This is a genomic window from Bacteroides sp. D1 (assembly GCF_000157095.2).
Classification (GTDB): domain Bacteria; phylum Bacteroidota; class Bacteroidia; order Bacteroidales; family Bacteroidaceae; genus Bacteroides; species Bacteroides xylanisolvens.
Map to the genome: position 1 here is coordinate 319501 of NZ_JH114343.1, position 14141 is coordinate 333641.

Consider the following 14141-nt stretch of genomic DNA (forward strand, 5'->3'; position numbering starts at 1 on the left):
TTACTGCTTATTAAAGTTTTTATTGGTTGCTTTATATTTCTGTTTCGGATGGTTGGGAATTCCGGGGTATAGTCTCTCTATTGTACCGTTTTGAAACATTCTGGGGATAATAAAATTGATAAGATATTTAGGTGTTTTATGAACTTTTGTTGCTATTTCTTCAATACTAATATAGTCTTGTGATAGCGAAATGATGAGTGCTTGCAATTCTTCAAAAGTCATTCTTTGTTTATTTTGCTTTGAACTCTCCATGTTACTCTTCAGACTCTCCATATTACTTTCCGAGCTTTCCATATTACTTTCCGAGCTTTCCATATTACTTTCCGAGCTTTCCATATTATTCTCTGAACTTTCAACCTTATCTTCCAAAGTTTCAAACTTTCCCTCAGATTCATTAATATGGTATTTCGTTCCTCTGCCATTTCCTTCTGCAATCAAAAATCCTTCATTACAGAGTTTTTTTAGCATCTTTGTGATATCTGAACGATGTTGAGGAACAACGTATTGTAGTTGAGTGTTATTAATCTCATTTTCACTATAACAAGTAACCAAAGCCGTTAACTCATCTTGGGTTAGTTTTTCAATCTTTCCATCAAATAGTTCTTTTAGTTTGATTACAGCATCATCCGGTAATAAACTTATCATAGGTAAAGTTAGTTCCACCTTGTCCGGACGGTTCAATTCTTCAACATACGGTTTTTGCCAGTTAGCTTCTCTCCAACCTTTTATAATCTTATTTACACCGCTACCAGCTTTCTCCGAGAAACCGATTAGCATGAACATTTTTTGTAATGCTTTATTACGGCATATGCTGTCTCCCCCTGAATAATATTGTGTTTTGCTGACCAACATTGTTCCGGGATTCTTGAAGCGGTATTTATCTACCCACTGTTCAACAACAATGTTTCCTTCTTCCGAGAAATCACAATGAATAAGTGTGTTGATAAATGCTTCACGTATTGCAATATGTGTGGGAGTCTCATCAATTCGTATACCATTTCTTATTTGGAAAGGTTTAGGGAGTATGACAGTCAGTTTAGGGTATACTTTGCGATAAAATTGGAAGAGATTTGCTTCCCAAGTTCCGTCCGGGCAGATACGATCTGACCATCTGATAGAATCGTCTGCTCCTAAATGTTCCCTATAATCTGGAAAATAATTAGGAGCGCATTCAGGATCTGTGATACTTTCTGTTTTGCCGAACATAAGTATTCCGGCTAAAGTGAAACCTTCCTCTTTAGTATGCCGGTCTTTACGATACGCTTCCAATTTTGTCAGAAATTCCAGGTCATTCAGGCTAAGCCATGGATGAGATGGTTTCAGATTGGCAAATAGTTGCCTGTATTGTGTCAGGGTTTCCTTATCAATATCTTCTATGGAATAATTGCACAGGATTCTGGAATCACGTGGGTGGTTTTCGTCCGAATCTGCAATCAAGCGTTTCACTTCAGCATCTGTACATTTATAATCGCCTTCATGGTTACGTTTAAATGTATGTCCGCCAAAAGGATTTCTTGTTCTGTAGATAGGACGTTGTATACGGGTTGCACGAGGAACATAAATGAGGAGCAGATTTTTTCCTTTATAACAACCTTCATACAGGTCGTTATCAGAAAGCAGATTCTCATTTACACAATCCGGATTATTAATCTGATTCCAAAAGTCTTTTTTGTACTGGCTGATTTGTTCTTTTGTCAGTCCTTCAATAATGAATTGCTGTTTATACTCTTTCACACCAAGTATAATAACTCCTCCATCTGTATTGGCAAAAGAAGAATAAGTGTCCCATAAACTGTTGGGAAGACCATCTTTGGCAATCTTGAATTCCAAATCTACAGCTTCCTCTTTTTGTATCAACGAGTCTATATAGTCGGTGAAATCCCACTCTTCCAGATTGTTGAGTACGATTGGTTTCTTATTTTCCATTTCTTCTTTCTGCTTTATTCTCTGCAAAAATACGGATAAATTCGTACCTTTGCACACTTCTATCATATTAATGATTATTGGACAGTAAAATGAATATAAAAGATTTTGAAATAATGGCTCCTGTGGGTTCGCGCGAATCTCTTGCTGCGGCCATTCAGGCAGGTGCCGATTCTATCTATTTCGGTATAGAAAACCTGAATATGCGTGCCCGTTCGGCTAATACATTCACAATTGATGATTTGCGGGAAATAGCCCGTACGTGTGATGAGCACGGGATGAAGAGCTACCTGACGGTCAATACGATTATCTATGATAAAGATATCCCTCTGATGCATACCATTGTCGATGCGGCCAAGGAAGCAGGAATTTCTGCGGTAATTGCAGCTGATGTGGCAGTGATGAATTATGCCCGTCAGATAGGGCAGGAGGTGCATCTTTCCACCCAGTTGAATATCTCCAATGCGGAGGCTTTGAAATTCTACGCGCAATTTGCAGATGTGGTAGTATTGGCCCGTGAGTTGAATCTGGAACAGGTGGCCGAGATTTATCGTCAGATACAGGAAGAACATATTTGTGGTCCGAGCGGCGAACAACTTCGTATCGAAATGTTCTGCCACGGCGCGCTTTGTATGGCAGTATCGGGTAAATGCTATCTCTCTTTACATGAGATGAATCATTCGGCCAATCGCGGTGCTTGTATGCAGGTATGTCGTCGTTCTTACACGGTTCGTGATAAGGAAACGGATGTGGAACTGGATATTGATAACGAATATATCATGTCTCCCAAAGACTTGAAGACCATCCATTTTATGAATAAAATGTTGGATGCCGGTGTACGTGTATTCAAGATTGAAGGCCGTGCCCGTGGACCTGAATATGTACGTACGGTGGTTGAATGTTACAAAGAAGCTATCAAGGCTTATTTGGATGGAACATTCACCGATGAAAAGATTGCGGCTTGGGATGAACGCCTGAAAACCGTATTCAACCGTGGCTTCTGGGATGGATATTACTTGGGACAGCGTTTGGGCGAATGGACCAGGAATTATGGTTCGGCAGCTACGGAACGTAAGATTTATGTAGGTAAAGGTATCAAATACTTCTCCAATATCGGAGTTTCCGAATTCTTGGTAGAAGCTGCTGAAGTAAGTGTAGGCGATAAGCTTCTCATTACAGGGCCGACTACCGGTGCCCTATTTATGACTTTGGAAGAAGCCCGTGTTGACTTGGAATCTGTGCAAACAGTGAAAAAGGGACAGCATTTCTCCATGAAATCGGATAAGATACGTCCTAGTGACAAGCTGTATAAACTGGTATCGACCGAAGAATTGAAGAAGTTCAAAGGACTTGATATTGAGCAAAAAAGAGGCTAACTGTTATTTCTCAACTTTTAATTCTCAATTCTCAATTTAAATGAACTATATCTATGAATTGGACATGAAGGTTCGCGATTACGAATGTGACCTTCAAGGTATTGTCAATAATGCCAATTATCAGCACTATCTGGAACATACCCGTCACGAGTTTCTGACTTCGGTGGGTGTCAGTTTTGCTGCACTTCATGAGCAAGGAGTCGATCCGGTAGTGGCACGTATTAGTATGGCATTCAAGACTCCATTGAAAAGCGGAGATGAGTTTGTCTCGAAACTATATATGAAAAAGGAAGGTATCAAATATGTGTTTTATCAGGATATCTTCCGTAAGAATGATAATAAAGTAGTAGTGAAATCCACTGTTGAGACGGTATGTGTGGTAAACGGACGTTTAAGTGACAGCGAATTGTTCGATAATGTCTTTGCGCCCTACCTGAAATGAACAGCTCGGAAGAAGAACAAATTTATAGTATTGCTCTGACAATGGTGCCCGGTATCGGGCACATAGGAGCAAAACATTTGATAGATGGAATGGGTAATGCCGTTGATGTCTTCCGTCTGCGCAAAGAAATACCGGAACGTATTCCAGAAGTAAGTCAACGGGTGATAGAGGCATTGGATTGTCCGCAAGCTGTGCTCCGCGCCGAACAAGAATATGAATTTATCCGGAAGAATCGGATCTCTTGTCTGTCTTTTCATGATGAGGCTTATCCTTCCCGTTTGCGGGAATGTGAAGATGCCCCTGTCGTTCTTTTCTTTAAAGGAAATGCCGATCTAAATTCCCTTCATATCCTGAATATGGTAGGAACCCGTAATGCTACTGATTATGGGACACAAATCTGCGCCTCTTTTCTGCGGGATCTGAAAGCACTTTGTCCTGAAGTGCTTGTAGTCAGCGGTCTTGCTTATGGAATCGATATTCATGCGCATCGTGAAGCTTTGGCCAATGAATTACCTACAGTAGGTGTTTTAGCTCATGGGCTGGATCGTATTTATCCTCATGTCCACCGGAAAACAGCTGTTGACATGCTTGAAAAAGGGGGATTACTGACCGAATTTCTGTCCGGCACCAATCCCGACCGGCATAACTTTGTCAGCCGTAACCGTATTGTCGCCGGTGTGTGTGATGCTACAATTGTCATTGAATCAGCAGAGAAAGGCGGTTCACTGATTACAGCCGAACTTGCCGAAGGTTATCATCGCGACTGTTTCGCTTTCCCCGGTCGCGTGAATGATGAATATTCAAAAGGATGCAACCTGTTAATCAGAGAAAACAGAGCTTCTTTGTTATTATCAGCCGAAGATTTTGTGAAGGCTATGGGCTGGGAGGTTAGTGCTCATTCGGCAAAAGTGGCAAATGTGCAGCGTAGTCTTTTTCTTGATTTGTCTGAAGAGGAGCAAAAGGTTATTGAAATTCTTGAGAAACGAGGCGATTTACAGATTAATACATTAGTAGTTGAAGCGGATATTCCCGTGCAGAAAATGAATACGATTCTTTTCGAGCTTGAAATGAAAGGTGTAGTTCGTGTGTTGGTAGGGGGAATGTACCAGTTATTATAGTAATTTCCTGATAATTTGTATACTTTATATTGTGGAGAAACAGAAACCTTTTCGTATTTTTGGCAAAATTTCGAAGGTACAATGAGCATGGCAAAAAAGACAAAAGCAGATAAAAAGACGAAAAGCACAGTGAATAAAGTTTCTTATCATTATCGACCGGACAATATGACTTTGCAAGACTGGCAGATTGCTTTGCGGAGGCAGGCGGCAATGAAAGAGAAGTTTGTAATATTTGAGAGAGACAAAAAAGAATATCCCGGTTATTATACGGTGATAAATCCTACATCCGGCAATGAATATAATGTGGTATATAGAGGACATCAGAGTCCTTGGAATTATTGTTCGTGTATGGATTTTAAGGCAAGCCAATTGGGTACTTGCAAACATTTGGAAGGAGTCAAACTATGGATTAGAGAGAAAAGACGTAAAGTTTGCCGTGTCACGCCACCGTATTCTTCCGTATACCTGTCTTATCAGGGAGAGCGTAAAGTTTGCTTGCGAATCGGTACGGACAATGAGGAGGAGTTCCGCAAACTGGCAAGTCCTTATTTTACTCCCGACGGAGTGATGCGCCCTGCCGCCATTGACTCGATAACTGAATTCTTGAGGGCTGCTACCCGCCTGAATAACACATTCCGTTGGTATCCCGACGCACTGGGATTTATACTTGAACAGCGTGATTTGCGGCGGCGGTCGCAATTGCTACCGGACTATGCTTCGGACACAGCATTGGACACATTGCTGAAAACAAAACTTTACCCTTATCAGAAAGAAGGAATCCGTTTTGCTTTTCGTGCCGGAAAATCTATCATCGCGGATGAAATGGGACTGGGCAAAACTATCCAGGCTATTGGAACGGCTGAACTGATGAGGAAGCATCAGTTTATATCTTCCGCTCTGATTATATGCCCTACATCATTGAAATATCAATGGAAAAAGGAAATAGAGCGTTTTACCGATGCCAAGGCTATTGTGGTAGAAGGAAATCACCTGACCAGGAAAGTGCTATATGGAGCGGAAGAATTTTATAAGATAGTGTCTTACAACAGTGTGTGCAATGATATTAAAATCTTGAAGTCTCTTCATACTGATTTCCTTATCATGGATGAAGTGCAGCGTCTGAAGAACTGGAATACTCAAATATCCAAAGCAGCCCGTCATATTGAGTCGGATTATTCGGTTATTTTATCCGGTACTCCATTGGAGAATAAGTTGGAGGAACTTTATTCCATCATGCAGTTTGTCGACCAGTTTTGTTTGGGACCTTATTATCAGTTTCTTGACCAGACTGTTGTCCGGTCGGATACGGGTAAGGTGGTTTCTTACAAGAATCTGAATGCCATTGGCGAGCAGATGAAGAACGTACTGATTCGCCGCCGGAAAAAAGATGTAGCTCTCCAGTTGCCCGGGCGGATGGATAAAGTTCTGTTTGTGCCGATGACTGAGCAACAGAGGAATATGCATGATGAATATCAGTCTATCGTGTCGCAACTAGTATTCAAATGGACGAAAACCCGTTTCCTGAGTGAGAAAGACCGGAAGCGGCTATTGTTGATGCTTAGCCAGATGCGTATGCTTTGCGACAGCACTTATATTCTTGACCAGAAAACCCGTTATGATACGAAGGTGGAGGAAACGCTGAATATTCTCAGGAATGTCTTTGAGAGTGGAGATGAGAAGGTGGTTATTTTCAGCCAATGGGAGAGGATGACTCGTCTGATAGCGAAAGAACTGGACGTTTTAGGTGTCCGGTATGAGTATCTTCATGGGGGGATTCCTTCCGAAGCCCGTAAAAATCTGACGGATAACTTTACCGAACTGCCGGAAAGCCGCGTCTTTCTGTCAACTGATGCCGGAAGTACAGGGCTGAATCTGCAAGTTGCGTCTATACTTATCAATCTCGATTTGCCTTGGAATCCGGCCGTTCTCGAGCAGCGTATTGCCCGTATTTATCGTATCGGTCAGAAAAAGAATATCCAGGTTATCAATCTTGTTGCCAGCCAGACTATTGAAGAGAGGATGTTGTCTACCCTCAACTTCAAAACTTCTCTTTTTGAGGGTATCCTTGATAATGGTGAAGATACCATCTTCTTGGAAAACAGCAAGTTCGACAAGATGATGGATAGTCTCAAGGTGGTGGCCGAACCGTCTGAAGAAGTGGACGGAGCGCATAATCGTATGGCGGGCTGCAGTATTGATTTGAATGATAATGAAGAGAAAGTTGTGGAGGAAACGGCTGTTTTGCAAACGACGGACACGGATTCATTGGCATTGCTTGAGGAAGAAACACCTGAAGAAGGAGTAACAGAGGTGAGTACGGAAAAGAAGTCTTCTGTATCTGCGGCAGATAATAATCCGGAGCAATTGCTTCAGCAGGGATTTTCTTTCCTTAGCGGACTGGCACGTACGCTTAGTTCGCCAGAAGCTACTCAGAGATTGGTTGATTCTATTGTAGAGGAAGATAAGGAGACAGGTCGGACTAGTATTCGGATACCTGTATCTGATAAAGAGAGTGTAGTGGGGATTCTGAATTTGTTCGGGAAACTGTTGGCGGCAGGGAATAAGACATAAAAAAAGGAGCAACGCCTTGCTCCAACCTTTGTTAACCTTAAATCTAATACTATGAAAAAAATCACATGACAAATATAAGCCTTCTTCTTGCCCTTTCCAAATAATTTTGTTGTATTTGTTTCTCTTTTGAATTCTTTTACGGATTTTCACTGTTAACGGGCACAATATGCTTCCATTCCCAGTGATGTTCGAGATTCTGTATAGCTTTATTGCTGAGTTTGCTTTAAATTTCTTCACATACCGGCATATCCATTCCCTTATACACCACCACAATCTTATGAAGTTGTGTGGCATCGACCGCATTCTTCACCGTCTCGGTTTCTGCATAGCGGTTAGCTTGTGTAATCCCTTCCAGACGCAGTTCTTCCACACGGCTTTCGGGGTCTTTATATTTGGCGTATTTCAGTTCTACAATGTAGCTGTGCTTCATGCCAGAATAGATATCCAGTAGCGGACAGAGGAAAATATCGACATATCCTGCCTGTGTATCCTGTTCGGAAATGGGACGGTAGAAGCGGTTCTGTGCCGTCATGGCAAGCGTAAAGCCGTGGACAAAAAGTTCACCTTTCTGTTTGTCGCGTTGGGAAGTGTAACGTTTCAGGCAGTCGGCAATATAACCGAAATAGGCTTTCCAGTTAGCGTGGTAGGCAAGGGTGCTGGCAGTTCGTTCTTCTCGTAACCGCTGAAACTGAGATCGGCTTCGTCATAAGTACTCAGCAGATAGGTGTAGATTTGTTCGCGGACTACCTGATTGGGGATGGTAAGTTTAGTCTTTCCTTCATACATACCACTGATAGTAAGCATGCCGAAATAATAGAGCAGGCTCACAAAGTTGTCGGGGTTGGTGATCCCTGGGTGCTTTGCCTCGTTGAATATAATTCTTGACGAAGTAGAGCACCATATTTGAGTTGTGCATGGTGGTTTCGCCATAACATTCTTCCGTAAAGCAGTAGTTGTCATACCAGGGTTTTATTATTTCTATCAATTCGTCCACCGTATCTTGTGGCAGATAGTCGGCATATATTTTGCAGAAGTTCTCAAAGGTGGTGCCACAATGCGCATCCAGCCTCTTTCGGTAGTTGTGCAGTTCACCGACTATTCCGGAGAAGTTGAGATACAGCACCAAATACCTGTTCCGGTCAGGGGGTAGGGTGTTTTCCGATGTAAAGGTCGTCAAACAGGGCATCGAACTTATTCTTGGCAAGTATATCATAATAATGTTGCAACATATTTACTGTAAGACTTTTGCCGAAACGGCACGGGCGAATAAAGAAGAAAAACTTGTCTGCCTCTTCTATCATGGGGATAAACCGGATTTTGTCCACATAGTAACAGTCGTCGCGGCGGATTACTGCGAAGTTCATCATGCCGTATGGGATACGTTTTCTGCGCGGTATTATATATTCTTCCATAATTTAGTTAGTTTTGTCTTAAAAGTGTCTTTAGAGTAGTAGTGATGCACAGAGAATCGATTTATGATCGGCAATCTGTGCATCTTTTATTGTATATATGTCAGTAAAGCATTTCTTTTTTAAACCATACTCCAAATACTGGATCTGCAAGAACTATCTCTTTTCCATTTGTCTCTATGAGCTCCTTTTGTAGTAATGCATTTTTTAAGCGGACAATATTGGCCGATGTTCCTAAATTGTATTTTGAAATGACTTCTTTGCTGCTGAATTTAGTGTGTATTCCATCAACAATTGCTTTTAGAAAATTCATTTGATAGGCAGAAAGGTTTTCTGTTTCACTTTGGAATAGAATATTGTTTTGGTCGAGTAGGTCTTCCAATGCATAAGAAAGTTGTTCTGTGGTTGCCGTATTAATGGTACGTATCCAAAGTAGCCAGGAAAGTTGCTGTACATAAGACGAATGGTTGTCTACAAGGCGGCAGATTTCTTCTGCAAGTTCGGGAGAAATGTGTTTTCCTGTATTTTCAAATCGTTTGCATATATATTCAATCCAGTATTTTGTTTCTATTTTTGCGAGATAGATAGCATCTCCAAATTTATAGAATGGTAAATTCTTCTTTTCAAAGAGTTCGTTCATTAAATGCTTTTTACTTCCGAAAAGACAATATGAGACATGTTGTTGTAATTGCCATACGCTACGTAGCTTTTTCTGAAACGTTTTGGAATCTTCGAAATCCGAAATTTGTTGGAACTCATCAATGCAAATGACTATCTGTATTCCTTTCTCTATTGCAATTTTTTCGGGTAACTGTAAGATGTCATTCTCCGTATTATTTTGCATGTTGTACTCGAATGATATAGAGAAATCGTTCATCGGATCTGCTCCGATAGAGATTTTGGGATTGATGTGTGAGAGGAATTGTTTAGTATTCTCTATCCATTCCTCCCATTTGGAAGAAGTTTGTTTTAAGATAGAAGTGGCAAAGAGACGATAAAACTCATTTTCGGTGCGACAGGAAAAAATGTCTATGTAGACCACTTTTCTCTTGCTATCTTGTGATAGCTGGGCTACTTTCTTAACTAGTGATGTTTTTCCCCATCTTCTAGGAGAAATAAGCACTGTATTTACACCATGTGCAAAGTTTAGGAGTAAACGTTGAGTCTCTTTTTCGCGATCTGTAAAGTTATCTCCGGAAGTGGCTACACCAAAAACAAACGGCTTTTCCATAACTATTCTTTATTATTCTTATTGGGCAAATATAGTGATTCTTTGAAATACTAACAAGTTTGTTACTAACAATGTTGTTACTAATAGACTTGTTAGTATTCTTAAAAGAATAAATGCGAACATAAAACAATTTGATTTGTTATTTATAGTAAATGGATCTATGTGGAGGTGGTTTTCTTGCATTATGATATTAAACATCTCTTTATATCTATTTTTTAAGGTGATTGTTTGACTATATGTCAGTTTAAACCTTTATATTTGTATATGTGAAGTTAACCGAAGAAAAAATCACTTATTATTGGCTATGATGAAAAAGGAAATTAAATTCAGTCTTGTTTATCGGGACATGTGGCAATCTTCCGGTAAATATCAACCTCGGGTTGATCAGCTTGTTCGTATCGCTCCTTTGATTATTGAGATGGGCTGTTTTGCCAGAGTTGAAACGAATGGCGGTGCTTTTGAGCAAGTGAATCTGTTGTACGGCGAAAATCCTAATAAGGCTGTCCGTGCTTTTACCGCACCTTTTAAAGAAGCGGGTATTCAAACGCATATGCTCGATCGCGGATTGAATGCGTTGCGCATGTATCCGGTTCCGGCAGATGTGCGTAAATTGATGTATAAAGTCAAGCATGCGCAAGGAGTGGACATCACACGCATTTTCTGTGGACTGAACGAAACAAGAAATATCATTCCTTCTATTAAATATGCTTTGGAAGCAGGTATGATTCCGCAGGCAACTCTTTGTATCACCTATTCTCCCGTACACACTGTTGAGTATTATGCCCGAATTGCCGATCAACTGATTGAGGCCGGTGCACCTGAAATATGCTTGAAGGATATGGCGGGTATCGGTCGTCCGGGTATGTTAGGAGAATTGGTCAGGACTATCAAGGAGAAACATCCGGATATATTGATTCAATATCATGGTCATAGCGGACCGGGATTGTCTATGGCTTCTATTCTTGAGGTTTGCGAAAATGGTGCGGACATCATTGATGTGGCTATGGAACCGATGTCTTGGGGCAAAGTGCATCCGGACGTAATCTCTGTGCAGGCTATGTTGAAAGATTTAGGCTTCCAGGTTCCCGACATAAATATGAAAGCATATATGAAAGCTCGCGCTATGACGCAAGAATTCATTGATGATTTTCTGGGTTATTTTATGGATCCTACCAATAAATACATGTCTTCACTTCTACTGAAGTGTGGTTTGCCGGGTGGTATGATGGGTTCCATGATGGCAGACTTGAAAGGAGTACATTCTGGTATCAATATGATATTAAGGAGTAAGAATGAGCCGGAACTTAGTCTGGATGATTTGCTTGTGATGCTTTTTGATGAAGTGGAATATGTATGGCCTAAGCTGGGGTATCCTCCTTTGGTGACTCCTTTCAGCCAGTATGTGAAGAATGTTGCATTAATGAATCTTATGCAGCAGGTAAAAGGGGAAGATCGCTGGACAATGATAGATAACCATACTTGGGATATGATTCTGGGTAAAAGTGGACGTCTTCCGGGTAAGCTCGCTCCGGAGATTATAGAGTTGGCGAAATCTAAAGGATATGAATTTGTTGATACCGACCCGCAGTTGAATTATCCGGATGCTTTGGATGAATATCGAAAGGAAATGGATGAAAATGGCTGGGAATATGGAGAGGATGACGAGGAGCTTTTCGAACTGGCCATGCACGATCGTCAGTACCGTGATTATAAGTCCGGGGTTGCCAAAAAGCGTTTTGAGGAAGAGTTACAACATGCTAAAGATGCGGCAATGGCAAAGAACGGATATTCGGAAGAGGAAATTAAGAAATTGAAGCGCGCCAAGGCAGACCCGGTCATTGCTCCTGATAACGGGCAGGTACTTTGGGAAGTTTCCGTAGAGGGACCATCCATTGCTCCATTCATCGGACGTAAATATCAGCATGACGAAGTTTTTTGTTATCTTTCTACCCCGTGGGGAGAATATGAAAAGATTCTGACCGGATTTACCGGAAGGGTTGTGGAGATATGTGCACAGCAAGGTGCCAATGTACATAAAGGAGATGTAATAGGTTATATTTTACGGAGTGATATTTTTGCGTAGACTCTTATAAGAGTTAGGGTATAGGTAACTCAATAAAGAATTTTAGGGACTGTCTAACAAGTCTTTTTTTAACGATTTCACCCTTGTCAGAGTTTGAACTCTAACAGGGGTGATTTCTAATTTTAGGGATTTGTTAGACAGCCCCTTTCTTTTGCATATAAATTCTGTAAAGACGATCATGGAAATTCTTATTTGTTGTAACTGAATGGATATTTATCGGTAGTAGAATGGAATGTTTAATATGGAATGAGCGTATTTTGTAAAAAATGCGATGATCAGAGCAAAAAAAACGGACTTATTTTGTTCTTTCTATAATTAAGTACAATTGCTTGAATTTCACGATTGGACGGCCAAGGTAGCTGGAGGTGCTGTAACCGTTCGCTTTTGCCCAATCTACGACTTTGTTACGCTGCTTTTCCGGATAGTAGATTGTAAGTAGTTTTTTCTCTATTTGCTCTCGCCATGATTCTGGTAAACTTATGTTGTTAAGGTGGCTAATTGAGGCAATGCCAAGAGCGAGAGCAACGACACTATGGGTGAAGTCTCCACTTTCGGGTGTGGGCTCTATCTGTAAATTTTGTTTCACTCCATCCACGAGGCTCTTGATAGCAAGAATATCTTGGGTGAGGTTGAGTTCTGAGATGAAATCAACCTCTACTTTTGCTAATTGATGAAATAGATCTCCTTTCTCTGCGCCAAGTAGTTTTAAACCCCAATCAATTTGGAAACACAGAGATTCTACAGCTCTCTTTATACTGAGAGCATCTTTTTTCTTTGGATTTTTTTTGTATGCCATGACGAATAGAATGTTAAAATGAGTGTGCAAAAATAATGGTGAAGTATGCAGAAACATTGCACACATAAAAAAAATTGCTATAAATTAATATATTTAGGTGGTATGCAGTATTTTTGCATACAAAAAAGTTAACTTTGTACTAAATAAGATTATGAATTCTACCCTATAAAACATGCTATCAAGATATCTAAAGTAGGAAAAACAATTAGATGAGATATACAAAAAGGGTTTAAGCAATTGAATAATAGAAAATAGTAATAATATTTTGAAAATCACGGAAGTTTAGAAAATGATAAGTAAAACCTTCAACCGCTATATCTGGTTGCTCAACACGCTGCTTCAGCATCGCAGATTAACTTTTGAGGAGATAAGCTGTCGATGGAAAGATAGTTGTCTCGGTGATGGTAGACCGCTTGCATTACGTACATTCCACATGCATAGAGAAGCTATTGCAGAACTTTTTGGTGTAGAGGTCGAATGTGATACATCCAGCTATGAGTATTATATTTCTTCTTCTAGTCAACTGAAAAATGACAAGACTCGTCAGTGGTTGCTTAACTCCTTCACTGTGTCTAACATGATAGAAGCAGGGCGCAACATGAAAGATCGAATTTTGTTTGAGGAAATTCCTGAAGGAACTGAATATCTCCAAACAGTCATAGATGCAATGCAACGAAAAAAGGAATTGAAGATTGATTATAAACCTTTCAATGGTCATCAGTCAATATTTCACTTGCAGCCATACGCTATGAAGGTTTACCATCAGCGTTGGTATGTAGTCGGCTATCTCAAAGAGCAGGAGGGAATAAGGAATATTGCCCTTGATCGTATTTTGGAAATGGAATTGACAGATGACTCATTTATACTTCCCAATGATTTTGATGCAGAAGAATATTATGCTCATACAGTTGGCATATTTGTCAATGGCAAATTGAAGCCACAGAAAGTAGTTGTTCGGGTATTCGGTGTTCATGTAGAGTATATGCGTTCTCTGCCACTGCATTTCTCTCAACAAGAGATAAAAACAGAACACAAAGAGTACAGCGACTTTGAATACCAACTTTGCTTAACTCCAGAGCTAACAAGTCAGCTACTTGCTATGGGTGAAAAGATCGAAGTTATGGAACCAATAGGGCTGCGTGAAGAAATTAGAAAACGACTTTTTGCTGCCATAAATAGATATAAATAGGAA

9 protein-coding genes and 1 pseudogene are annotated in these 14141 nt (G+C 40.5%); 6 read left to right on the top strand and 4 right to left on the bottom strand.

Annotated elements, in window-relative coordinates; all coding sequences use genetic code 11:
- Positions 1–1992: an RNA-binding domain-containing protein gene (locus BSAG_RS09720; RefSeq protein WP_004317024.1), complete on the bottom strand. Its 1992-nt coding sequence runs from the start codon at positions 1990–1992 to the stop codon at positions 1–3.
- Between the two features lie 23 nt (positions 1993–2015).
- On the opposite strand from BSAG_RS09720, the gene BSAG_RS09715 reads away from it, so the two are divergent.
- From BSAG_RS09715 to BSAG_RS09700, 4 genes are all read left to right on the top strand, one after another.
- Entirely contained in the window at positions 2016–3299 is a 1284-nt protein-coding gene (locus BSAG_RS09715) for a peptidase U32 family protein (protein WP_007757583.1), read from the top strand.
- Between the two features lie 40 nt (positions 3300–3339).
- Entirely contained in the window at positions 3340–3741 is a 402-nt protein-coding gene (locus tag BSAG_RS09710; protein WP_004317026.1) for an acyl-CoA thioesterase, read from the top strand.
- Entirely contained in the window at positions 3738–4859 is a 1122-nt protein-coding gene (dprA, locus tag BSAG_RS09705) for a DNA-processing protein DprA (RefSeq protein WP_004317027.1), read from the top strand. The genes BSAG_RS09710 and dprA overlap by 4 nt, the downstream gene beginning before the upstream one ends.
- An 87-nt stretch (positions 4860–4946) precedes the next feature.
- Complete coding sequence (locus BSAG_RS09700) at positions 4947–7430, top strand: DEAD/DEAH box helicase (protein WP_008016071.1); 2484 nt, start codon at positions 4947–4949, stop codon at positions 7428–7430.
- Positions 7431–7653: 223 nt separating this feature from the next.
- Here BSAG_RS09700 and BSAG_RS24380 read toward each other — a convergent pair.
- Both BSAG_RS24380 and BSAG_RS09695 read right to left on the bottom strand, forming a co-directional pair.
- A pseudogene (locus BSAG_RS24380) lies at positions 7654–8797 on the bottom strand (AAA family ATPase).
- Positions 8798–8942: 145 nt separating this feature from the next.
- Positions 8943–10070, bottom strand: a complete 1128-nt coding sequence (locus BSAG_RS09695) for an AAA family ATPase (RefSeq protein WP_004317037.1) — start codon at positions 10068–10070, stop codon at positions 8943–8945.
- 307 nt (positions 10071–10377) lie between these two features.
- Between BSAG_RS09695 and BSAG_RS09690 the strand changes: the two genes are divergently transcribed.
- Positions 10378–12153 (top strand): oxaloacetate decarboxylase, encoded by a 1776-nt coding sequence (locus BSAG_RS09690; RefSeq protein WP_032840150.1) that lies wholly within the window; start codon positions 10378–10380, stop codon positions 12151–12153.
- A 295-nt stretch (positions 12154–12448) separates the two neighbouring features.
- Here BSAG_RS09690 and BSAG_RS09685 read toward each other — a convergent pair whose 3' ends face one another.
- Complete coding sequence (locus BSAG_RS09685) at positions 12449–12949, bottom strand: hypothetical protein (protein WP_008997593.1); 501 nt, start codon at positions 12947–12949, stop codon at positions 12449–12451.
- A gap of 289 nt (positions 12950–13238) precedes the next feature.
- On the opposite strand from BSAG_RS09685, the gene BSAG_RS09680 reads away from it, so the two are divergent.
- Positions 13239–14138 carry a helix-turn-helix transcriptional regulator gene (locus tag BSAG_RS09680; RefSeq protein ID WP_008770528.1) on the top strand — a complete coding sequence of 300 codons (900 nt, stop codon included), beginning with the start codon at positions 13239–13241 and terminating at the stop codon, positions 14136–14138.
- Positions 14139–14141 lie beyond the last annotated feature (3 nt).